Source organism: Microbacterium sp. I2 (genome assembly GCF_051364985.1).
GTDB lineage: Bacteria > Actinomycetota > Actinomycetes > Actinomycetales > Microbacteriaceae > Microbacterium.
Genome location: NZ_JBLWIH010000025.1, coordinates 97788 through 118403 on the forward strand (window position 1 = coordinate 97788; position 20616 = coordinate 118403).

A 20616-nucleotide genomic window follows, 5' to 3' on the forward strand; every position below is an offset into this window, starting at 1 on the left:
CCCTGTTCGGGGATGAGGGGCGTCTGCAACTCAGTCCTACCGGTCGGTCGAGTAGTTCAGGCCCGCGAAATTCCGTGGCGACGCTCCTTCGCCCATTCCGGTGGGACTGAATTGCGGACGCGGCTTGCGCCCACGCGACCGATGCGCCGGGTGCGGTCAGGAGCCGGGACGGCCGGGCCAGGTCTTGCCGGCCCACGGGTCGTAGTCGGCGATGAGCTCTTCCTGCGGCGGGCGCTCGGCCTCCGGCACGTGCTGAAGGTTCACCCGCACGCGGTACCAGAGCGACGACGACCCGCGCATGCCGTCGACGAGCACATCCGCCGGATGCAGCTGCTCGGTGACCGACGGATGCCGCGACTTCCACTCCTCGAGAGCCTCGAGCGCTTCGGGCTTGGTCTTGGTGCGGGCCACCTCGATGAGCGGCATCGTGGACTGCCGCCGGCCGTCCGCGCCGCCTGCGCGCGGCGGCTTCTCAGCGGGTCCGAGTTCTTCGGCCAGGCGCAGCAGACCGTCGAGCGTGCCGACCGCGTCGTCGATGCCCGCGTGCGGGTCGCCGACCTCGGCGTATCGCGACGGCACGGTCAGGACGGTGAACTCCTCGGGCCGGCGCTCGCGAACCTCGTCCCAGTCGAGCGGCGTCGACACGCGCGCATCGGGCAGCGGGCGGATCGAATACGCGGATGCCACGGTCCGGTCCTTCGCGTTCTGGTTGAAGTCGACGAACACGCTCTCGCCGCGCTCCTCCTTCCACCACCGCGCGGTCGCGAGCCCGGGCGCCCGGTTCTCGACCTCGCGGGCCAGGGTCTCGGCGGCGAGCCGCACCTGCTTGTAATCCCACTGCGGCGCGATGCGCACGAGGATGTGCAGGCCACGTGAGCCGCTCGTCTTCGGCCAGCCGACCAGGCCGACGTCGTCGAGTACCTCGCGCGCGACGAAGGCGACGTCCACGATCTGCGACCAGTCGACCCCCGGCATCGGGTCGAGGTCGATGCGCAGCTCGTCGGGCCGGTCAAGATCTTCGGCGCGCACGGGATGCGGATTCAGGTCGAGGCAGCCGAGGTTGACGATCCACGCCAGGCCCGCGGCATCCCGGATCACCGCCTCTTCGGCCGACGTACCGGAGGCGTACTGCAGCGTCGCGGTATCGATGAAGTCGGGGTGGTTCTCGGGCACGCGCTTCTGGAAGAACGGCTCGGCGTCGATGCCCTTGGGGAAGCGCTTGAGCACCATGGGCCGCCCGCCTGCGCCTCGCAGGGCACCGTCGGCGACGGCGAGGTAGTACCGCACGATGTCGAGCTTCGTCAGGCCCGGCTCGGGGAACACCACCTTGTCGGGACTCGAGATGCGCACCTCGTGGCCGCCGATATCGAGGATCTCGGCGGGGGTCTTCGACGGGCTCATGTCTCCGAGGCTATCCAGGCGACGGATGCCGCGGCCAGGGGTTCTGCCGCGCCACCCCCGGTTCACTTGCCCTGCATGTACGCGGATCGGCTGGTTCGCCGTGCATTCAGGGCAAGCGAACGACGGTCGAGCGCGAGTGACGGCGCCCGGGATGCGACAGGCGCAGGGTCGAGCAACCGTGGGGCGAGCGGCAGCCAGGCCGCGCGTGCGGGCGTGAAGTGCCGGACGTCAGGCGGCGAGGGGCGCGGGGCGAGCACGACAGGCGCAGGGCGGAGCAACCGTGGGGCGAGCGTCAGTCAGGCCGCGCGTGGGGGCGTGAAGTGCCGGACGTCGGGCGGCGAGGGGCGCGGGGCGAGCACGACGGGAGCAGCGTCGAGCAATCCGGGCACGGGCGACCCGGGCCGCGCGGCATGCCGGAACGTCAGGCGGCGAGGGTGAAGGTCGCACGGACGCCGACGGCGGAGCGCTCCGAAGCCTGCGAGCGCAGGTCGTCGACGACTCCGGCGGTCAGCTCGATGAGCGTGACCTCGAGGGCTCCGGCGACGGCGGCGATCATCTCGCTCGACGGCTCCTTGAGGCCGCGCTCCATCTCCGACAGGTACTGCGGCGACACCCCGGCGCGCTCGGCCGTGTCGGCGAGGCGCTCGCCGCGTTCATGCCGCAGACGGCGCAGACGATCGCCGAGGGCGTCGCGCCACAGCGGCTCGGGATCGCGCGCGGAGCGGCGCTCGGACGGGGTCGGCAGCGGAATGATCTCGGCCATGCCGTCACGATAGAACGCGGATGCCGCCGCCGCCCAGGTGTTCCGCCCACAGCAGAACGCGGGCGCCGGCTCAGCGGGTGAGGTCGTCGAAGTCGGCGAGCGGAACGATGCCCTCTGCCGCGTCGCGGAGCGCCGGGTCCAGCGCGACGAGCGCATCGGCCTGGAGCTTCGCGACGGCGAGATACTCGGCATCCGCCGTGTCGTCCCAGCCGAGCTGATCCGCGATCTGCCACGCCACCGCGCGCGACACCCGATCGCCGAGCAGCCGGATCTTGAGGGCGGCGAGCCGTTCGAGCAGCTCGCGACCCTCGGTGGGGGAGCGCTCGCCCGAACGCACGCTGCGATACAGCGCGGACAAGGCCTGGGATCGCAGCAGGTTCGGCCCTACGAGGCTGTGCTGCGCCGGGACAGCGGCGTCGTCCTCGAGCAGACGTATCGCCGCCGGCAGATCGATCGCGTAGCGCGTCATGCACCGATGGTGGCACGCACCGCCGTCATCCGCTGCAGCGGGACCGCCGCCGACACAATGCGAAAGGCCGCCCGGTGAACCGGACGGCCTTCCGAAGGGACGCGGTGCTTACTCGCTGCCGCGCAGGATCGCGAGGATGCGGAGGATCTCGATGTACAGCCAGACGACCGTCACCATGATGCCGAAGGCGCCGACCCAGGCATACGGACGGGGAGCGCCGTTGCGCACACCCTGCTGGATCTGGTCGAAGTCGAGCACCAGCGAATAGGCCGCCATGATCACGACCAGCACACCGATGATGAGGCCCAGCGGGATGCCGAAGACCTCCTGGCTCAGCAGACCGAACGCGCCACCGGCCAGCGGCACGTTGAAGAGCATCAGGCCGACGTTGATCAGCGAGAACACGAGATAGCCGAGCATCGCGATCATGAAGACCTTGGTGGCCTTCTTCGACGCGCGCACCTTGCCGCTCGCGAAGAGCGCGAGGGTCACACCCACGACCGCGAAAGTCGCGAGGGTCGCCTGCACGACGATTCCGGGCCAGATGAACTCGAAGAACGCCGAGATGCCACCGACGAAGAGCCCCTCGAACGCGGCGTAGGCGAAGATGAGCGCCGGGCGCACCTTCTTGCGCGAGGTGAAGATCACGACGAGCGACAGCACGAAGCCGCCGAGTCCGCCGATGATCCAGGGCAGGATCGACGGGTTCGGGTTGGCCGCGGTGACGCCCGCCATCGTCCACACCCAGCCGACGGCGGCGGTGACGAGAAGGATGGCGAAGAGACCGACGGTCTTCCACACGGTGTCTTCGACCGTCATGCGGTCGGTCTCGACGGCGCCGGCCGACGGGGCGGCGTACATGCCTTCGAGGTGTGCCTGGGTCGCGGCATCCGTTCCGGCGTGCTGCGCGGCGCCGTACTGCGCCTGCGCTGCGGGCGGCGGGGTCAGACCCGCTGCCTGACGGCCGCCCGGGTAGGTCTGAACGGCCTTCGGATCCTGGAAGGCCGGGTTGCTGAACGCGGGGTTGTTGAGGGCCACTTGCTCTCACACTCCAATGTCAAGGAAGTCCCAGCAGGGGTGCTGTGAATCCACAGTATCCGAACGCCTGTGCACGCGCCCAGATTCCCGCTGTGAGGAGGCTATGAACGGATGCCCCGGCCCGGCCGATCGTGGATGGTTACGCTGGGTTCGTGCCGCGCCGGACTCCGCTCGTCATCGGGCACCGCGGTGCGCCCGGCTATCGACCAGAGCACTCGCGCTCCTCGTACGACCTCGCGTTCGCGATGGGCGTCGACGCGGTCGAGCCCGATGTCGTCGTGTCGCGCGACGGCGTGCTGGTCGTGCGGCACGAGAACGAGATCTCGGGCACCACCGACGTCGCCGACCGCCCCGAGTTCGCCGATCGCCGCACCACCAAGACGATCGACGGCGCCGAGCTGACCGGGTGGTTCACCGAGGATTTCACGTGGGACGAGCTCGCCACGCTCCGGTGCCGCGAGCGGCTGCCGCAGCTGCGGCCGTCCAGTGCGAGCTTCGACGATCAGCAGCCGGTGCTGCGCCTGCGGGACGTGCTGGATGCGGTGCGGGATGCCTCGCTCGAGCACGGTCGCGAGATCGGCGTGGTGCTCGAGATCAAGCACGCCACGTACTTCCGCACGTGCTTCGGTGGCTCCGGCGGCTGGGATGTCGCCGAACTCATCGACGCGGAGCTGCGCGACGCCGGCTGGGCCGCGGGGGAGCTGCCCCTCGTCATCGAGTCGTTCGAGTCGAGCGTTCTGTACGCGCTGCAGGAACGAGGCATCCCGGCCGCGTACGTGTATCTGCTGGAGGCCGCCGGGCGTCCGTTCGACCTGTTGTCGGCGCACGGCAAAGCCGCGCTGACATACCGGCAGACTGCGGCGCCCGCGGGCCTGGATGCGCTCGTCGGACGCGTCGACGGCATCAGTCTCGACAAGCGCATGATCCTCGCGCCCGACAAGCTGGGGCGACTGACCGGACCGTCGCCGATCGTCGCCGACGCGCACGAGCGGAGCCTGCAGGTGTTCACCTGGACGGTCCGACCCGAGAACAACTTCCTCATCGGTCAGTTCCGTGGTCGTGGCGGCCCGTCGGCGTTCGGCGACTGGGAGTCGGAGTGGTCCGTGATCCGGGAAGCCGGCGTAGACGGCGTCTTCGTCGACCACCCCGACCTCGGAGTCGACTTCTTCCGCTCCTGAGCCGGACTCCTGCCCTGGCCCCCTCCGCCTGGCCCCCTCCCGCGCGCGATGCAGCGCGCCGAGACGTCGCGAACGGCCGCCTCTACCGAGCCTGGGCGGCCAATTGCGACGGCTCGGCGAATAGACGCCGCGAGGCGGAGGGGCCGCGGGGCGGCGGGGACAGACGCCGGCGCACCTCTAGGGTGAGAGCGTGACTTCCCAGGGCATCGTGGTCGAGGGTGTGCGCCGAGCGTTCGGCGAGGTTCAGGCGGTGCGCAACGTGACGCTGCAGGCGCACGCGGGCCGCGTCACGGGGCTCGTCGGGCCCAACGGGTCGGGCAAGACGACGCTGCTCCTCATGCTCGCGTCGCTGCTCGCGCCGGACGCGGGCACCATCCGCCTCGACGGGGTCGATCCGGTCGCCGAGCCGCAGGCCGCCCGCGCTCGGCTCGGCTGGATGCCCGACGCACTCGGCGCGTGGGGCACGCTCACGTCGCGCGAGACGCTGGAGGTGACGGCGCGGCTGTACGGGATGCCGAAGCCCGAGGCATCCGCTCGCGCCGACGCGCTGCTGGTCGAAGTCGGGCTCGTCGAACTCGCCAACGCGCCCGCGCGCGTGCTCTCGCGAGGGCAGAAGCAGCGGCTGGGACTCGCGCGGGCGCTCGTGCACGACCCGCGCGTGCTGCTGCTGGACGAACCCGCGTCGGGGCTCGACCCGCAGGCCCGCATCGACCTGCGCATCCTGCTGCGCCGCCTCGCCGGTGAGGGCCGCACGGTGCTGGTCTCGAGCCACATCCTGTCCGAGCTCGAAGAGGTCGTCGACGACGCCGTCTTCCTCGTCGCCGGTGCCACCGTGGATCCGAGCCGGGTCGAGGCGGCCTCGCGTCGCGCCCGCCCCTGGCGCGTGCGGATCGCGGGTGCCGAGGCATCCGTCGCCGCCGAACAGGTCGCGACCGCCCTGAACATCCCCGCCGAGGCCGTGCGCGCCGACCGTCGCGATGCCGTGGTCGCCTTCGAGACGGAGGATGCCGCAGCCGCCGCGCTGCGCGACCTCGTCGCCGCGGGACTCGGCGTGGTGGAGTTCGCGGCCGCACAGGGGACGCTCGAGCGCACCTTCCTCGACCTCGGCGAAGGCGTGCCGCCGCAGGTCGCGGTGGCCGAGCCTCCACCCGAACGCACGCCTCCGGCATCCGCCCCCTCCCATCCCACCGCCGACGGAAGCGAGGCGACCTCGTGAACGCTCAGCGCCTGGGCACCATCGTGGGCCTCGAGCTGACGCAGCGCACCCGCAGTGTCGCCTGGTACGTGCTGCTGGGCGTCTTCGCCCTGCTGCTGGTGATCGTGACGGCGCTGTCGTTCCTCGCGTGGGGATACACGAACGAACCCGGCGCGGCGATCTACTCCACGATCGTCTACATCACGCTGCTGCTCGTCGTGCTGGTCTCGCCCACGCTCAGCGGCAACGCGATCAACGGGGATCGGGATGCCGCGACCCTGGCGCCCGTGCAAGTCACGCTCGCCACGACGTTCGAGATCCTCGTGGGCAAGTTCCTCGCGGCATGGATCACGGGGCTCGCGTTCGTCGTCGTGTCCGTGCCGTTCCTCCTCATCGCGACGCTCGCCGGCGGTGGGGACCCGGCGACCATCTCGGTCTCGCTGCTCGTGCTCGTGTTCGAGGTGGGTGTCATCGCGGCGATCGGCGTCGCGCTCAGCGGCATCCTGTCTCGTCCGCTCTTCTCCGTCGCGACCACGTATCTCGTCGTCGCCGGACTGGTCATCGGCACGCTCATCGCCTTCGCGCTCGTCGGGTACACGGTGCGCTCGGAGGTCACCAGTCACAGCCGGTCGTTCGACTACGAGTCGTACGAGGGCGACACCTACCCGTGTGCGCCGGGGGAGGAGCCGCGGGGCGACTACCCCTGCGACGAGGATGTCGAGATCACATGCGGCGACTGGCACGTGATGACGTATGAGGTGCCGCGCTTCGACCGTGTGTGGTGGCTGCTCGCGGCCAATCCGTTCGTGATCCTGGCCGATGCGACGCCGACCCAGTTCAACGCGGACGGGTACCCCGTCGACCTGTTCGGCCAGATCAAGTCCGGCGTGCGATACGCGCAGCAGGCGCCCGACCTGGAGCAGCGCTGGGACGAATGCTCCCCGCGCCCGATGGAGCAGTCCGACACCGCCGAAGAGGTCATCGCCCGCACGGCGCCCAGCTGGTTCGTCGGCATGGCGCTGCAGGCACTGCTGGCCGCGGGTCTGATGTGGTGGGCCTGGGCGCGCACGCGGACGCCCGCCGGGCGCCTGCCGACGGGCACCCGCATCGCCTAGCAGAGCAGGCACCCGCATCGCCTAGCAGAAAAGGTGGTGGCGGCGCCCCCGAGACCGGACCGTCATCGGGGGCGTCGCCGGTCGGATCACGCGGCTTCGGTCACGCTCGCGAGGTAGGCCTTGCCGGCCGCGGCGATGACGGCGGCGACGGCATCCGGCTGCGAGACGGCGACGGCGTGCGAGGCGCCGGCGATCTCGTGCGTGCCCCGCGATCCCGCGCGCTCGGCGCCGGCACGCTGGACTGCGGCCGGGATGTTGAGATCGAGTTCGGCGACCACGTGCCAGGACGGGGTGTCCTTCCACGCCGGACGCTGCGCCGCGAGGGCGTCCGACAGGGCCGCCTCGGTGACGGGACGCTGGGTCGCCGCCATGAGCGCCGTGACGTCTTCGGACACGTCGGCGGCGAACTGGTGGTGGAACACGTCGGGGCGGATGGCGAACTCGTTGCCGCCCGTCGACACCGGGTAGGCGGCGAGGGCTTCGCCGAGCGTGCTGCCGGGAGCGCTCGCCGAGAGGGTGAAGGCGCTTTCGCCGGTGTCGGGGGTGAACGCGGCGACGTAGACGAGGCCCACGACGGCGCTGTTCTCGGCGGCGGCCTCGGTGATGACCATCCCGCCGTACGAGTGGCCGACGAGGATGACGGGGCCGCCGATGGACGCGATCACGTCGCGCACGTAGGCGGCGTCGATGCTGAGACTGCGCAGGGGGTTGGCGGCGGCGACCGCACGCACGCCGTGCTCCTGCAGCCGCAGGATCACGCCGTTCCAGGAGGAGGACTCCGCGAAGGCGCCGTGGACGAGGACGATGGTGGGCTTTTCTGTGGTCATGATCGTTCCTTGCGAATCTGTCGAGCAGGGCCGGGATCGGTCGAGCGGGGGAGACGTTCCCTTGCCAGAGACGACAGCCCACCCCGTCGAGCTGTGACAGCCGACATGAATTTCGACGAGTTCTCGCGAATCCGTCACATCCGGCCGAGGCATCCGGTCATGGCTGATGAGCCCGTGCGCGCCCGCGCGCGGACCGCTGCGACGGAGAGGGATCGACATGAGAATCGCTGTCATCGGAGGAACGGGCCTGATCGGCACCCGCGTGGTCGCGCGGCTGCGGGAGACGGGCCACGACGTCGTCGTCGCTGCACGCGCGACCGGCGTGAATTCGTACACGGGCGAAGGGCTCGAAGAGGCGCTCGAGGGCGTCGAGACGGTGGTCGACACCTCGAACTCGTCGTACCTCGACGAAGAGGCCGCGCGGGAGTTCTTCTACGCCTCGACGATGAACCTGCTCACGTACGGCGACGCCGCCGGCGTGCGGCACCACGTCGCGCTCTCGGTCGTCGGCACCGACCGACTCGCGCGCTCCGAGGGCGGGTACTTCCAGGCCAAGGCCGCGCAGGAACGCCTCATCACGGCATCCGGCCGACCGTACTCCATCGTGCACGGCACGCAGTTCTTCGAGTTCGTGCGCAGCATCACCGCCGCGGCGATGCACAGCGGCATCGCGCACGTCGCCGACGCGCTCGTGCAGCCCATCGCGGCCGACGACGTGGCCGCCGCCGTGGCGCGCACCGCGCTCGGGCGCCCGACCCAGTCGATCGTCGAGCACGCCGGCCCCGAGATCTTCGAGCTGCGCGAGCTGGCGGAAAGGGAACTGCAATGGACCAGCGACGAACGCGAGGTCGTCGCCGACCCCCTCGCGACCTACTTCGGAGCACGACTGGACCGGTGGGAGCTGCTGCCCGACGCGGACGCGATCATCGCCCCGACGACCTTCCACCAGTGGCGCGTGCAGGCGCCCGACAACTCCGGTCTCGCCGCACACGCGGCTGCGGGCGTACGCTGAGCGCGGCGACCGGAGTGAGAGGCAGCATGGGTGTGAGCGCGGCGCCCGCGGCGGACGCGGATGACATGGACTCGGCCGTCGATGTCTTCGAACAGCACCGGCGCCGGATCTTCGGCATCGCGTATCGCATGCTCGGCACCGTCGCGGACGCCGAAGACATCGTGCAAGAGACCTGGATCCGCTGGCAGAACACCGACCGCGACAGCATCCTCGAGCCGGCTGCCTTCCTCGCGACGATCGCGACGCGGCTGTCGATCAACGCGACGCAGTCCGCTCGCGCTCGCCGCGAGACATATATCGGGCCATGGCTTCCCGAGCCGGTGAACACGGATGCCGACCCCGCGCTGGGTGCGGAGCGCGGCGAAGCGCTGCAGTTCGCCATCCTGCTGACGCTCGAGAAGCTCACGCCCACCGAGCGCGCCGCATACATCCTGCGCGAGGCCCTCGACTATCCGTACGAGCGGATCGCCGACATCGTCGGGGCAACCGTCGAGAGCGCCCGGCAGCTGGTCAGCCGGGCGCGCAAGCACCTGGCCTCGGCCAAGCGCGCCCAGGTGGAGGCGTCCGAGCATCGCCGGCTACTCGAGGCGTTCCTCGACGCCGCGCAGAAGGGCGACGTCTCGGCCCTCGAGCAGCTCTTCGCCGAAGACGTCGTCAGCTACACCGACGGCAACGGAGTCAAGCTCGCCGCACGTATCCCCGTCGCAGGTCGCAGTCGGGTCGCGAAGTTCATCGCCGCCTTCTCGAGCCACTTCTGGATCGGCAAGACCATCGACTGGGTGCAGCTCAACGGCCGGCCTGCCGCGACGATCTCGGATGCGGACGGCGTGATGACGACCCTTGCGCTCACGATGTCGGACGAAGGCATCATCCAGGTGCTGTGGACGATGAGCCCCGACAAGCTGGGGCACGCCGCCCCGGCTGCGGCATGAGCCGCCGACGGGCGACGTGGCTGAAGCATCTGCGCACCAGTACTTCCCTCGCCGCCGAGCATGAGCGCGCGGCCCGAGCCCTGATCGCCGGCACGAGGAATGCGGATGGCGCGGCCCTCGCTCGCGTGCTTCATCTGGACGCGTCGCTCACGGTCGACGGCGGCGGCCACGTGCCGGCTCCGCGCACGCCGCTGCGGGGTCGTGTCGAGGTCGTCCGATACCTGACGCGGGTACTGGGCGACTCCGAGGTCGACACGGTCATCGAGTCGGTGAACGGGATGCCGGGCGTCGTGGTCCGTCGCGGGGCCACCGTCGTCGGGGTGCTCGTGCTGCGGGTGCGGCGGTCGCTGGTCTGCGAAGCATGGCTTGTCGCCAACCCCGACAAGCTCGAGAGCTGGAACCGCCGCTGAACGCCCGGGCCGGGGCATCCGGAATCGACAGATCGGTCGGACCCGTCACAGCGGGGCGGTCCATCTTGTCGTAGCTGGTGAGCGTTCCCCTTCTCCCGCGCTCGTGACACGAAAGGCACATCATGGCAAAGATCATCGTCATCGGCGGCACCGGGCTCATCGGCTCGAAGGTCGTCGCGAAGCTCACCGAGCACGGCCACGAGGCGATCGCGGCGTCACCGAACTCGGGTGTGAACACCGTCACCGGCGAGGGCCTGAAAGAGGTCCTCGAGGGTGCCGACGTCGTCGTCGACGTGTCGAACTCGCCGTCGTTCGAGCCGGACGCCGTCATGGAGTTCTTCACGACCGCCACCGGCAACATCATCGCTGCCGAGCGCGAGGCCGGCGTCGGTCACCACGTCGCCCTGACGGTGGTCGGCACGAACCGTCCGCAGGACATCTCGTACTTCCACGGCAAGGCCGCGCAGGAGAAGCTGATCCGCGAGTCGGGCATCCCGTATTCGCTCGTCCACGCGACGCAGTTCTTCGAGTTCATCAGCAGCATCGCCGCGGTGTCGGGCAAGAACGAGGCGATCCACCTGTCGCCGGGACTCATGCAGCCGATCGCCGCGGAGGACGTCGCGACGGCTGTGGCCCGCACGGCCGCGGGCGCTCCGCTGAACGCCGACATCGAGATCGCCGGCCCCGAGGTGATGGGCCTGGACGAGCTCGTGCGCCGCGGCCTCGCCTTCCGCGGCGACCCGCGCGAGGTCGTCACCGACCCCGAGGCGCCCTACTTCGGTGCGCGCATCGACGAGCGCACGCTCATGCCCGTCGATGGCGCGCAGGTCTTCGAGACGACCCTCGAGGGGTGGCTGCCCGCCCACCCGCCGCGCAGCTGACCGGACCGGTCACTGACGAGGCAGTGTCACCGGCGGTCGTCTCGGACGGCCGCCGGTGACACATCCCGGCCGTGCACGGTCGACGGACGTCAGGCGTAGAAGCCTTCTCGCAGGTTGATGCCGTGCTCGACCCAGGCCTTGAGCGCGTTCAGCATCCCGGTCCAGCCTTCGCAGTTGCCGAAGGCGTTCTTCGCGCCGTCCGGCGTCAGCTGCCAGGCCGATTCGGTGATCGTGACGAGCGTGCGCGAGTCGCCGTCGATGGGCTCGAACTCGAAGGTCGTTGTCGTCTCGCTCTCGAGAGCCGATCGGCCCTCCCAGCGGAGGACGAGCTTGCGGGGAGGGTCGGCCTCGACCACGGTCACGGGGAACTCGCCCGGAAAGTCGGCGAAGTCCCACGTGACGTCGGCGCCCGGTTCGAGGCGGCCACGCGCGCCGCCCGTGGTGAAGTACTTCGACAGCTGATCGGGGTCGGCGACGGCCTCGTAGACCTGTGCGACCGGGCGGGCGACCCGTCCCGACACGGTGAAAGACAGAGCGTTCAGTTCGTTAGACATGTTGTATTTTTATAACATGACGGATGCCGAAGGCAAGGGGCCTGACGATGATTCGGTCTTCAAGGCTCTCGCGTCGCCGCTTCGGCGTCGCATGCTGGACGCCCTCAAGGAAGAGCCGCTGACCACGGGGGCGCTGTGCGCGCGGTTCCCCGAGGTCGACCGCACGACGGTGCTGCAGCACCTGCGGGTGCTGGAGAGCGCCGAGCTCGTCTCAGGACGCAGAATCGGCCGCGAGCGTCACCTCTCGCTCTCGCCCCTGCCGATCAAGCGCATCCACGATCGATGGATCGGCGAGTACGCGCGGGCAGCCGTCGACCTCCTTGATCGCTTGAGTGACTGACAGGCACTCACGCCAGCGTCATCGCGCCCATCGCCACGGCGGAGAGCGCCATCATCCAGTAGTGGAGGCGCCCGCCGGACCGGTGCTGCGCCGAGCGGCTGCACCACGTCGTGATGAGCACGTAACCGGCGCAGAGCGCGAGCGTCATCAGGCGAATGCCGTCGACGCCGCCACCGCCCGCGTGGCCGTGGCTGTCGGAGGCGGGTGCTGTGGAGGCTCCCTCGCCGGTGAGCACGAGCAGAGCCGCCATGACCACGAGCCCGAGTGCGATGTGGGTCGTGAGCGCGATGTGCGCACCGACACGGCGTGCAGCGGTCGAGCGACCGCGCACGACCACCCCGCGGCGCCGTCCCACGACGAGTCCCAGTGCGACGACGACCAGCGCCGCGCTCCAGTACACCGGCGCGACAACGTGCCACAGCATCGCGTCGGCCATCCCGACCAGCATGAGGATCGACGCGACGACCTCCGGTGCGCGCCGCAGACGACGGTCCCGCACGAGCGCGCCCGTGCCCAGGACCGCGGGGATGAGCGCGCCGACGTGCAGCAGCTCGCTCACGCGGCGCTGACTCGTACCCAGGTCGCGTCGGCGACGTCGGCCGGTGCCGCGGCCGCGTACTCGAGTGCGCCATCCACCACGTCGAGCGCCACGGTCAGCTTGCTCTCCCAACGCAGGTGGGCCGGCTGGTCCGCCCGCGGACGGACGGTGATCGGCGCGTCGCGGATCGCGCCGAATGCCAGCGCCCGCTCGTGGTGGTCCGGGATCCGCGCGAGGTCGGCCGCGTCGACGAGACACTCGTACCGTGGAACGCTCGTCGTCTCATACGGCGAGAACTCACCGGCAGCGAGAGCCGGATCGAGGAAGTGGTTCGTGTGTACGAGGGTGTGCCCGGGCTGCGCGGCTATGACGGCGACGGCGGCGGGGGACACCTCGATGGCCGCCGCCTCGGCAGCGCCGTCGCGAAGCGCCGCCACCGTGAACACGCTCGAGGCGGCAAGAGGCACGCTCTCGGCGATTGAGACGGCTTCCGCGACGGTGCTGGCGTCCTCGAGGATCATTCGCGCAAGGACGTGCACAGGGACGCCGGTCCGAGTGCCGTCGGAGCGGTGATGCAGGATGTTGAAGTGCACGCCGAGCCCACGATTGTTCACCCCGATCTTCGCCGGCTGACCGAACTCGCAGAAGGTCGCGATCCGCGCGCCGGACGTCGCGCGGAATCGCCGCACCACCGTCTCGTTCGAGAGCGTCTCGTGCCAGTCCCACGTCTGCAGCGTGCGTGGCCCGCCGCCGTCGGCGGGCACATGCACGATCGTCGAGCACTCCATCGACGGCGTCATCCGCGCCAGCACCTCGGTGCGGGATGCCAGGAGGTACACGTCCTGCAACGACAGCCCACTCCCTTCGGCCACGCCACGGAACTCGGCGGCCACTGCTGGGGCGTGCTGCTCGGTCGCCTCACGACACCCCTGGGCAACCTCGGTCGCGACGGAACTCGAGACCCCCGACTCCTGGAACAGCTCGAGGTAGGAATCGAGCGCAGCCGTCAGCTGCAACGGCCACGCGGCTCCGAATCTGCGGCCTTCATCAAGGCCGTCACCACCCAGCGCCGTCCACTCGTGCACGATCATGCGTCTCCTCCGATGCGCTCGACGAGCGCAGCGACGTCGCCGTGAGGGCAGCCCCGAGCCCTGGCCGCTGCCGCCACCTTGTCACGAACGTCCTTCGGCTTGTCCTGGCTCACCTTGAACACGGCACGCTGCTCGATCACCTCGAAGCGGAACGACACGATGCCGCCTACGATGCGCTCGAACGTGGGCAGCGACGTCGTCATGTCCCATGGCGTCGCCTCGAGCTTCTCGAGCTGCTCCACCGTCCGGGTGACGACGTGCATCCCGTCGGCACGGTCGTCCAGCACCGTCACGCGAGCCGTCAGATGCACGGCGGCGTAATCCCACGTCGGCACATTCGGGTCGTCGGCGTAGGTCGTGGGCGAGACGTAGCCGTGCGGTCCTGAGAACACCAGCAGCACCGGGTCGCCGTCCGTCAGCTGCTGCCACTGCGGGTTCTTCCGGGCGATATGGCCCAGCAGCTCAGCGCCGACGAAGTCACCTCGCGGCGGCATCCGCTCAATGATGACCGGTGCATGCGTGACGGTCGGTGCTCCCTCCGCACCGCCGCCGTTGGACACGATGAGCGCGAACGGGTTGCTGCGCACCAGGTCGTGCACCTCGGGCTGCGACGGCGCGCGGTACTTCTCGAACTCGTACACGCGCTCAGCCCGCCGCGCAGAGGATGGCATCCCATGCGGTCTCGCCGGCGAGTGTGGCCACGGCCGTGGAATTCAGGGAGAGGCGGCCGCGCGAGGTCGCCGGGTCCTCCGGCAGCGACACCTCGTCGGTCGTGAGTGCGAAGAGCGTGTCGCCGTCGAGCGGGGTGTGGAAGGGCTGGATGCCACGATGCATCGAGCTGTGAACCTGCAGGCCGAACTGCTTGAGCTCGATGTCGCTCAGCCGGACGTTCGTCACGACCGCGGTGATGGTCGTGTTGCCGGCCATCGAGTCGACGAGGCGGGACTCGCCGATCGCAGCCTCGTAGTCGACGGCCGGATGCCGGCGCTCGCCGCTGGACGCATCGTAATTGCCGCGCACGATCCGGCCGTCGCGGTCGAGGATCACCCCATAGGGATTGAGCACCGTCACCACGAGCACCTTCACATCGCCCACCTGGCGGAAGGCGGCGCCCTGCCCAGTGAACTCGACGCGTGCGGCATCCACCTTTCCTGAGGATGCCGAAGCACCGCCGCCGACGCGGCCCACCTCGATTGCGCCGGGTCGCGCGGCGGAGAGCGCGGCCTTGCCGAGCGCGGCGTCGGGGAAGACGGAGTTGTCGCGCACCGAGTAGTCGTAGATGATCGCGCCCGAGACCAGCTGGAGCTGGTCGAAGCCGGAACGGTGGTCGACCTGCTCGAAGAGAGCCTCCGAGACGCCCGCCACCGCCGACAGGCCGTAGACCGAGCCGCCGGCGAGGCAGATCGCGTGGTTGAAGCCGTACAGGCCGCTCGCCCCGACGGCTCCGCCGCGCCGGTCGACGAACGTGCGCGCACCCTCCGGCAGCCACAGCACGGTCGCTCCGGTCGGACCCTCGGCGTACTCCGCGGTTCCGATGAGGACGCCGGGGAAGTCGTACTCCACCTGCCCGCGGTCGCTCCCGTGCACGGGCTCAAGCGCGAAGTCGCCGTTCGAGCGACGGGGACCCATGGGCAGGACGGGTGCGAGGCGATGGGTGTCGGTCACGGTGAGAGCTCCTGGAACAGTTGACGCGAATAGGGATGGCTGGGCAGTTCGTAGAAGACCTCGGTGGGCGCCAGCTCTACGATCTCGCCGGCGCGCATGACGGCGACCCGGTGGGAGATGTACCGGACGGCCGCGAGGTCGTGAGAGATGAAGAGCGCGGCGAAGGAGTGCTCGCGCTGGAGGTCCTGGATCAGGTTGAGGATCTGGGCCTGCACCGAGACATCGAGCGCGCTGACCGCCTCGTCGAACACGATGAAGGCGGGATGTGTGACCAGCGCCCGCGCGATGCTCACGCGCTGCAGCTGGCCGCCCGAGAGCTGATGCGGCCGGCGATCACCGAACGCAGCCGGCAGCCCCACGTCTTCGAGCATCGCTAGCGCGCGCGCCTCGACGCGCGGGCCGCGCCGCTCATGCACGAGCAGCGGTTCGAGGACGGAATTCACCACCGTAGACCGGGGATCCAGCGCCCACCGCGGATGCTGCAACACCGCCTGCATCCGGCCGGCACGCGAGCGCAGGCTGCGGCTCAGCGGCTCACCCTCGAAACGCACTACGCCGGAGTCCGGCCGCTGCAATCCCAGCACCACGGCGCCAGTGGTCGTCTTCCCGGATCCGGACTCGCCCACCAGGCCGAGCGTCTCGCCGGGTGCGACCGCGAACGACACCCCCGACATCGCGCGCACCTCGCGACGGGCCCGGCCGACGCCCGACGAGAACGTCACCGAAACGTCGTCGAGCTCGACCACCGCGCCCGAGGCCGACACCAGGCCGCTCATGCGCTCACCTCCAGCCGGTCCTGTGCCAGCAGCTCCTCGGTCCGGATGCACAGGCTGTGGCGCGTGGCCGCGGGTTCGGGTCGGGTCGTCAGGCAGGCGTCGATCCGCGCGGGGCATCGGGGCGCGAACGCGCAGCCCTCAGCGGCGCCGTGGAGCACGGGAGGCGCGCCAGGGATGCTGGCGAGCCGTTCTCCGCGACGAGCGCGTGAAGGATCCGTGGTGGCCAGGGCCCTCGAGTACGGGTGCACGGGCTGACCGAGCACGGCCTGCGCCGGTCCCCGCTCGACCACGCGGCCGGCGTACATCACCGCCACCTCGTCGCACCACCGGGCCACCGCCGGCAGATCGTGGCTGAGCCAGAGCACGGTCGTCCCCTGCGCGCGGGCCTGTTCGAAGAGCAGCCTCACGACCTCTTCGCGCACCTGGCTGTCCAGGGCCGCGGTCGGCTCGTCGGCGATCAGGAGCTTCGGTGCGCGGCACATCGCCATCGCGATGGCGACCCGCTGGCCCATTCCACCCGAGATCTGATGGGGAAAGAGATGTATGACCCGCTCGGAATTCGAGATGCGCATCGCGTCCAGCAGTTCGATCTGCCGTCGGGTCGAGGTGTCGTCGCCCATCGCACGCAGGATGAGCTGCAGTTGCCTGCCGATGCGCATCGTGGGATCGAGCGAGCCGATCGGGTCTTGCGCGATGTAGGCGAGAGTGTCCCGCCGGTAGCGCCGAAGCCCGCCGGTGTCGAGCGCGAGCACGTCGATGCCTCCGACTTCGAGCGTGCCGCTCACGATGCGCGCCGAGCGCGGATGCAGTCTGCCGATCACCGAGGCCAGCGTCGACTTGCCAGAGCCGGACTCGCCCACGATCGCCAGCGACGAGCCGTCGGCGACCTCCAGATCGATGCCGTCGAGCGCGCGCACGGTGGTGGTGCCGGTGAACTCCAGGACGAGGTCGCTGATGCGTACGGCGGTCATGTGAGGGACCTCGTCTCTCGAGGCTCGAACCGGTCACGCAGTCCGTCGCCGATGATGTTGATGCACAGGATCGACACGACGAGGATCACGCCGGGGACGATCAGCAGCTGGGGAGCGAGGGTCATGTACAGCATTCCCTGCTGGATGAGCAGTCCGAGGGATGCTTCGGGCACCTGGACTCCGAAGCCCAGGAAGCTGAGCCCGCCTTCGACGAGGATCGCCACCGACAGCGCGTAGCTCGCCTGGACTGCGACCGTGCCCGCGATGTTCGGCAGAAGGCGCCGCACGAAGATGACCGGAGTGCGCACGCCGCTGATGCGTGCCGACACGACGAAGTCGCGCTCGGCGACGGCGCGGGTCGCGATGCGCACCACGCGCGTCATCAGGGGGATCGTGATCGCGATGATGCTGATGATCGCCGCGGGGCGTCCGGGGCCGATGAGCGCTGACACGAGGATCGCGAGCACCAGCGCCGGGAAGGCGTACAGGACGTCCACGACGCGCATGACCACTTCGCTGGCGCCCCCGCCGTAGTAGCCGGCGAGCATGCCCATCACCGTGCTGAGAATCGCCGAGCAGACGACCGCGATGAGGGATACGACGAGAGTCGTCGCGATGCCCTCGAAGATGCGGGGGAGCAGTGACCGGCCCAGGTTGTCCGTGCCGAGGGGTGCCACGACGGAGGGAGCCTCGAAGCGGCCGCCGACGGTCGCGCTGGTCGACCCGGCCAATCCTGTGAGCGTCGCGAGGATGGTCGCCAGCACGATCACGGCCAGCACGATGACGGCCAGGCGCATCAGCCCGTCCATGTTGCGCCAGGCGCCTCGGGTCGCCGCGCCGGCCGCGCGGACTCGGTAGGTGGCAGTGGGTGCGACGGTCATCGGCGACTCCGTCCGGTCAGGCGCAGCCGCGGGTCCAGTGCGTTGGCGACGAGGTCGACCAGAAGGCTCGTGATGATGAAGACCGCGGCGGCCAGCATCACCGCAGCCTGGATGATCGCGTAGTCACGGCGACCGAGCGCGGTCTGCAGGTATGAGCCCATTCCGGGGACGTTGAAGACGAACTCCACGATCACGGTCCCCCCGAGGAGGACGGCGATCAGCGATCCGACGACGGTCAGGATCGGTGCGGCGGCGTTGCGCAGCACATGGTGGCGGACGATGAAGCCCGCGGCTTCGCCGCGGGCCACGGCCGCCTGCACATGCGGCTCCACCAGAACGTTCATGACGGCATCCCGTGTATTGCGCGCCACGACGGCCACGCAGCCGATCGACAGCACCGCGATCGGCAGCACGAGCGACCCGACGAACCGCCCGGGGTCCTCGGCGAACGGCGCGTACTGGCCGACCGAGATGCCCAGTCCGAGTGTCGAGACGGCGAAGACCACGACGCCGGCGAGCAGGAACTCCGGGATGCTGATGCCCAGCGCGCTGACGAGCCGTCCGGCTGCTCCCGCCGAGCCCTCCGAGCGCAGGGCGGACAGGAATCCGAGGGGAATGCCGATCAGCAGCGTCGCGACGATCGTCACCACCGCGATCGTCGCGGTGACGGGAAGTCGTGCGGCGAACTCCTCCGACACCGAGACGTTCGAGACGAACGAGAACCCGAGGTCGCCCGTGAAGACGCCGAACAGCCAGCGGAAGTACTGCTCGACGATCGGCGCGTCCAGGCCCGATGCGGCCACCGCCTGGGCCCGCTGCTCCTCGGAGGCGAGCGGACCCAGGACGAGGTCGGTGTAGTCGCCCGGCATCAACCGCACGGAGGCGAAGATCAGCACCGACACCCCGAGGAGTGTCACGAGTGCGGCGGCGACGCGCCGGAGCGACCACAGGACGACCGGCATGTCAGCCCGCGCGGAACTCGGTGATGTGACGGAGGAAGTCGCCGTAGCCTTCGTCGGTGGTCAGGGTGGGACTGACCGACGCGGTGTTCCACGCGATCGTCGACGGGCGCAGCACCAGCGGGATCATCTCGCTCTGCTCATCTGCGAGCGTGCAGAGGTCGGTGAACACGTCGGCGCGTGCCTCTCCCGGCTCGGTCGAGTACCCGGCGGCGATGAGCTCGTTCAGCTCGTCTGATCCGCTCATGTACACCGATGAGAATCCGGCGACTCCCGGGTTCCACCACGTGGTGACCATCGCGGGGTCGGCGTAGCCGGCGAACCAGCTCAAGGCGAGGTCGAAATCGGAGGGGTCGCCGTAGACGCGGTCGGAGTAGGTGGCGTAGTCCAGCTGCTCGATCGAGACGGTGACGCCGATCTCGGCCAGATTCTGCTGCATCACCTGTGCGATCTGAGCGAGCACCGGCTCGTCGGTGTACACGAGCAGGTCCAGGTCGAGGCCGCCGATCTCGTCGATGACGGCCTTGGCCTCGGCGGCATCCGTCGCGGCGGACGGAAGCTCGCCCGGCGCGCAGCTGTCGGGCAGTCCCGCGGGGGTGACGCCCGACGCGGCCGTCGAACCGCCGAAGGCGAGCTCGTTGATCGCATCACGGTCGATCGCCGAGTTGATCGCGAATCGGACTGCCTCGTCCTGCAGCGCCTCGTCACCCGAGACGGAGTTGACCATGAGGTAGTGGTAGTCGGTGTTCTTCTGGCCCGCGACCGTGACGTCGGTGGCGTTGGAGAGCAGTTCGGCTGAATCCGCCGAGTTCAGCACGGCGAAGTCCGCAGAGCCGTCGCGCAGCGCGGCGGCGCGCGTCGCCTCGTCGCCGACGATGTCGATGCGCAACGACGAGAAGCCGAGCGCGGCGGCGTCGGGGTGGTGCTCGTTCGGTTCGAACGTCCACTCCTCGTCCTGACGATGCGCGGTGGCCACGAGGGGGCCGGTGCCGAGCATCTCCTGCGTGATGTCCACTTCGCCGGCCTCGATCTCTGCGATCGGGAGGACGGCGGCCGGGGTGTTCGCGAGGGCGGCGAGGAACGGCGCATAGGGCTCCGACAGCGTCACGGTGACCTCGAGGTCGCCGGTCTTCTCGACCGAGGCGACGGGACCGAGCTGGCCGGTCCACGTCGTGGGGTTGTCGATCAGTCGCTGCAGGCTGCCGACCACGTCGTCGGCGGTCATCGCACGGCCGTTCGAGAACACGGCATCGTCGGCGAGGGTGAAGACGTACTCGGTGTCGCTGGGCGTCTCCCACGATGTCGCCAGGTTCGGTGCCACGGCCAGATTCTCGTCGATCGTGGTGAGGGTCTCGTACGAGAGCCCCTCGATCATCCATGACCGTGCCGTCGCGGCCCCTTGCGGGTCGAGGCCGCTCGCTTCGGCGGTGTCGTAGTCGACCTGCACGACGAGTTCGCCGCCGGAGTCGAACGACTCGTCGGCGACCGCGATGAAGCCGGGTGCCGCCTCCTCCCGCGCGGGGGGTGTGGACGAGGTGTCCGCGCCCGCGGCACAGCCGGTGAGGGCGAGGGCGGCGACCGCGACGATCGCGGCTCCCGCTCGAGCTGCTTTGAGCATTT

Annotated in this window: 23 protein-coding genes; 8 read left to right on the forward strand and 15 right to left on the reverse strand. The window is 69.9% G+C overall.

Translation table 11 applies throughout. The annotated features are described in order from the left end of the window. Positions 1 to 156 precede the first annotated feature (156 nt). From ligD to ACLKM7_RS18485, 4 genes are all read right to left on the reverse strand, one after another. Positions 157 to 1401, reverse strand: a complete 1245-nt coding sequence (gene ligD / locus ACLKM7_RS18470; protein ID WP_436448761.1) for a non-homologous end-joining DNA ligase — start codon at positions 1399 to 1401, stop codon at positions 157 to 159. Between the two features lie 421 nt (positions 1402 to 1822). Beyond that, on the reverse strand, positions 1823 to 2164 hold the full coding sequence (locus tag ACLKM7_RS18475) for a helix-turn-helix domain-containing protein (protein ID WP_436448762.1): 342 nt from the start codon (positions 2162 to 2164) through the stop codon (positions 1823 to 1825). 70 nt (positions 2165 to 2234) lie between these two features. Next, on the reverse strand, positions 2235 to 2633 hold the full coding sequence (locus tag ACLKM7_RS18480; RefSeq protein ID WP_436448763.1) for a type II toxin-antitoxin system VapC family toxin: 399 nt from the start codon (positions 2631 to 2633) through the stop codon (positions 2235 to 2237). A gap of 108 nt (positions 2634 to 2741) precedes the next feature. Beyond that, positions 2742 to 3671, reverse strand: coding sequence for a Bax inhibitor-1/YccA family protein (locus ACLKM7_RS18485; RefSeq protein WP_436448764.1), 930 nt, complete (start codon positions 3669 to 3671; stop codon positions 2742 to 2744). 152 nt (positions 3672 to 3823) lie between these two features. On the opposite strand from ACLKM7_RS18485, the gene ACLKM7_RS18490 reads away from it, so the two are divergent. From ACLKM7_RS18490 to ACLKM7_RS18500, 3 genes are all read left to right on the forward strand, one after another. Then, positions 3824 to 4849 carry a glycerophosphodiester phosphodiesterase family protein gene (locus tag ACLKM7_RS18490; protein WP_436448765.1) on the forward strand — a complete coding sequence of 342 codons (1026 nt, stop codon included), beginning with the start codon at positions 3824 to 3826 and terminating at the stop codon, positions 4847 to 4849. 190 nt (positions 4850 to 5039) lie between these two features. After that, positions 5040 to 6065, forward strand: a complete 1026-nt coding sequence (locus ACLKM7_RS18495) for an ABC transporter ATP-binding protein (RefSeq protein WP_436448766.1) — start codon at positions 5040 to 5042, stop codon at positions 6063 to 6065. After that, complete coding sequence (locus ACLKM7_RS18500; RefSeq protein ID WP_436448767.1) at positions 6062 to 7159, forward strand: ABC transporter permease; 1098 nt, start codon at positions 6062 to 6064, stop codon at positions 7157 to 7159. Before ACLKM7_RS18495 ends, ACLKM7_RS18500 begins: the two co-directional genes overlap by 4 nt. An 86-nt stretch (positions 7160 to 7245) precedes the next feature. On the opposite strand, the gene ACLKM7_RS18505 is transcribed toward ACLKM7_RS18500, so the two are convergent. After that, on the reverse strand, positions 7246 to 7986 hold the full coding sequence (locus tag ACLKM7_RS18505; protein WP_436448768.1) for an alpha/beta fold hydrolase: 741 nt from the start codon (positions 7984 to 7986) through the stop codon (positions 7246 to 7248). 217 nt (positions 7987 to 8203) lie between these two features. Between ACLKM7_RS18505 and ACLKM7_RS18510 the strand changes: the two genes are divergently transcribed. From ACLKM7_RS18510 to ACLKM7_RS18525, 4 genes are all read left to right on the forward strand, one after another. Beyond that, positions 8204 to 8998, forward strand: a complete 795-nt coding sequence (locus ACLKM7_RS18510; protein ID WP_436448769.1) for an SDR family oxidoreductase — start codon at positions 8204 to 8206, stop codon at positions 8996 to 8998. A 26-nt stretch (positions 8999 to 9024) separates the two neighbouring features. Further along, entirely contained in the window at positions 9025 to 9930 is a 906-nt protein-coding gene (locus ACLKM7_RS18515; protein WP_436448770.1) for an RNA polymerase sigma-70 factor, read from the forward strand. Next, the gene (locus ACLKM7_RS18520) at positions 9927 to 10340 is read left to right on the forward strand and encodes a hypothetical protein (protein WP_436448771.1); all 414 of its coding nucleotides are present in this window, start codon (positions 9927 to 9929) and stop codon (positions 10338 to 10340) included. The genes ACLKM7_RS18515 and ACLKM7_RS18520 overlap by 4 nt, the downstream gene beginning before the upstream one ends. Positions 10341 to 10462: 122 nt before the next feature. Continuing rightward, positions 10463 to 11221 (forward strand): SDR family oxidoreductase, encoded by a 759-nt coding sequence (locus ACLKM7_RS18525; RefSeq protein WP_436448772.1) that lies wholly within the window; start codon positions 10463 to 10465, stop codon positions 11219 to 11221. Between the two features lie 89 nt (positions 11222 to 11310). Here ACLKM7_RS18525 and ACLKM7_RS18530 read toward each other — a convergent pair whose 3' ends face one another. Next, positions 11311 to 11775 carry an SRPBCC family protein gene (locus ACLKM7_RS18530; protein ID WP_436448773.1) on the reverse strand — a complete coding sequence of 155 codons (465 nt, stop codon included), beginning with the start codon at positions 11773 to 11775 and terminating at the stop codon, positions 11311 to 11313. 16 nt (positions 11776 to 11791) lie between these two features. Between ACLKM7_RS18530 and ACLKM7_RS18535 the strand changes: the two genes are divergently transcribed. Further along, positions 11792 to 12115, forward strand: coding sequence for an ArsR/SmtB family transcription factor (locus ACLKM7_RS18535; RefSeq protein ID WP_436448774.1), 324 nt, complete (start codon positions 11792 to 11794; stop codon positions 12113 to 12115). 7 nt (positions 12116 to 12122) lie between these two features. Here ACLKM7_RS18535 and ACLKM7_RS18540 read toward each other — a convergent pair whose 3' ends face one another. From ACLKM7_RS18540 to ACLKM7_RS18580, 9 genes are read right to left on the reverse strand one after another with little or no spacing between them, the layout of a single operon-like run. Beyond that, complete coding sequence (locus ACLKM7_RS18540; protein ID WP_436448775.1) at positions 12123 to 12674, reverse strand: hypothetical protein; 552 nt, start codon at positions 12672 to 12674, stop codon at positions 12123 to 12125. Beyond that, positions 12671 to 13744 (reverse strand): C45 family autoproteolytic acyltransferase/hydolase, encoded by a 1074-nt coding sequence (locus ACLKM7_RS18545; RefSeq protein WP_436448776.1) that lies wholly within the window; start codon positions 13742 to 13744, stop codon positions 12671 to 12673. The genes ACLKM7_RS18540 and ACLKM7_RS18545 overlap by 4 nt, the downstream gene beginning before the upstream one ends. Continuing rightward, positions 13741 to 14415: an FMN-binding negative transcriptional regulator gene (locus tag ACLKM7_RS18550; protein ID WP_436448777.1), complete on the reverse strand. Its 675-nt coding sequence runs from the start codon at positions 14413 to 14415 to the stop codon at positions 13741 to 13743. The genes ACLKM7_RS18545 and ACLKM7_RS18550 overlap by 4 nt, the downstream gene beginning before the upstream one ends. Next, complete coding sequence (locus ACLKM7_RS18555; protein WP_436448778.1) at positions 14390 to 15409, reverse strand: P1 family peptidase; 1020 nt, start codon at positions 15407 to 15409, stop codon at positions 14390 to 14392. The genes ACLKM7_RS18550 and ACLKM7_RS18555 overlap by 26 nt, the downstream gene beginning before the upstream one ends. Then, entirely contained in the window at positions 15406 to 16185 is a 780-nt protein-coding gene (locus ACLKM7_RS18560) for an ATP-binding cassette domain-containing protein (protein WP_436448779.1), read from the reverse strand. Before ACLKM7_RS18560 ends, ACLKM7_RS18555 begins: the two co-directional genes overlap by 4 nt. Continuing rightward, positions 16182 to 17156: an ABC transporter ATP-binding protein gene (locus ACLKM7_RS18565; protein ID WP_436448780.1), complete on the reverse strand. Its 975-nt coding sequence runs from the start codon at positions 17154 to 17156 to the stop codon at positions 16182 to 16184. The genes ACLKM7_RS18560 and ACLKM7_RS18565 overlap by 4 nt, the downstream gene beginning before the upstream one ends. After that, positions 17153 to 18037 (reverse strand): ABC transporter permease, encoded by an 885-nt coding sequence (locus ACLKM7_RS18570; protein WP_436448781.1) that lies wholly within the window; start codon positions 18035 to 18037, stop codon positions 17153 to 17155. Before ACLKM7_RS18570 ends, ACLKM7_RS18565 begins: the two co-directional genes overlap by 4 nt. Then, complete coding sequence (locus ACLKM7_RS18575; protein ID WP_436448782.1) at positions 18034 to 18999, reverse strand: ABC transporter permease; 966 nt, start codon at positions 18997 to 18999, stop codon at positions 18034 to 18036. The genes ACLKM7_RS18570 and ACLKM7_RS18575 overlap by 4 nt, the downstream gene beginning before the upstream one ends. Before the next feature lies 1 nt (position 19000). Then, positions 19001 to 20614: an ABC transporter substrate-binding protein gene (locus ACLKM7_RS18580; RefSeq protein ID WP_436448783.1), complete on the reverse strand. Its 1614-nt coding sequence runs from the start codon at positions 20612 to 20614 to the stop codon at positions 19001 to 19003. Positions 20615 to 20616: the final 2 nt, after the last annotated feature.

What these genes read in the sequence shown, in the direction of transcription:
- ligD (WP_436448761.1), bottom strand. Translation starts at nt 1,401, where the DNA reads ATGAGCCCGTCGAAGACCCCCGCCGAGATCCTCGATATCGGCGGCCAC.
- ACLKM7_RS18475 (WP_436448762.1), bottom strand. Translation starts at nt 2,164, where the DNA reads ATGGCCGAGATCATTCCGCTGCCGACCCCGTCCGAGCGCCGCTCCGCG.
- ACLKM7_RS18480 (WP_436448763.1), bottom strand. Translation starts at nt 2,633, where the DNA reads ATGACGCGCTACGCGATCGATCTGCCGGCGGCGATACGTCTGCTCGAG.
- ACLKM7_RS18505 (WP_436448768.1), bottom strand. Translation starts at nt 7,986, where the DNA reads ATGACCACAGAAAAGCCCACCATCGTCCTCGTCCACGGCGCCTTCGCG.
- ACLKM7_RS18510 (WP_436448769.1), top strand. Translation starts at nt 8,204, where the DNA reads ATGAGAATCGCTGTCATCGGAGGAACGGGCCTGATCGGCACCCGCGTG.
- ACLKM7_RS18515 (WP_436448770.1), top strand. Translation starts at nt 9,025, where the DNA reads ATGGGTGTGAGCGCGGCGCCCGCGGCGGACGCGGATGACATGGACTCG.
- ACLKM7_RS18520 (WP_436448771.1), top strand. Translation starts at nt 9,927, where the DNA reads ATGAGCCGCCGACGGGCGACGTGGCTGAAGCATCTGCGCACCAGTACT.
- ACLKM7_RS18525 (WP_436448772.1), top strand. Translation starts at nt 10,463, where the DNA reads ATGGCAAAGATCATCGTCATCGGCGGCACCGGGCTCATCGGCTCGAAG.
- ACLKM7_RS18530 (WP_436448773.1), bottom strand. Translation starts at nt 11,775, where the DNA reads ATGTCTAACGAACTGAACGCTCTGTCTTTCACCGTGTCGGGACGGGTC.
- ACLKM7_RS18535 (WP_436448774.1), top strand. Translation starts at nt 11,792, where the DNA reads ATGACGGATGCCGAAGGCAAGGGGCCTGACGATGATTCGGTCTTCAAG.
- ACLKM7_RS18545 (WP_436448776.1), bottom strand. Translation starts at nt 13,744, where the DNA reads ATGATCGTGCACGAGTGGACGGCGCTGGGTGGTGACGGCCTTGATGAA.
- ACLKM7_RS18550 (WP_436448777.1), bottom strand. Translation starts at nt 14,415, where the DNA reads ATGCCATCCTCTGCGCGGCGGGCTGAGCGCGTGTACGAGTTCGAGAAG.
- ACLKM7_RS18560 (WP_436448779.1), bottom strand. Translation starts at nt 16,185, where the DNA reads ATGAGCGGCCTGGTGTCGGCCTCGGGCGCGGTGGTCGAGCTCGACGAC.
- ACLKM7_RS18565 (WP_436448780.1), bottom strand. Translation starts at nt 17,156, where the DNA reads ATGACCGCCGTACGCATCAGCGACCTCGTCCTGGAGTTCACCGGCACC.
- ACLKM7_RS18570 (WP_436448781.1), bottom strand. Translation starts at nt 18,037, where the DNA reads ATGACCGTCGCACCCACTGCCACCTACCGAGTCCGCGCGGCCGGCGCG.
- ACLKM7_RS18575 (WP_436448782.1), bottom strand. Translation starts at nt 18,999, where the DNA reads ATGCCGGTCGTCCTGTGGTCGCTCCGGCGCGTCGCCGCCGCACTCGTG.
- ACLKM7_RS18580 (WP_436448783.1), bottom strand. Translation starts at nt 20,614, where the DNA reads ATGCTCAAAGCAGCTCGAGCGGGAGCCGCGATCGTCGCGGTCGCCGCC.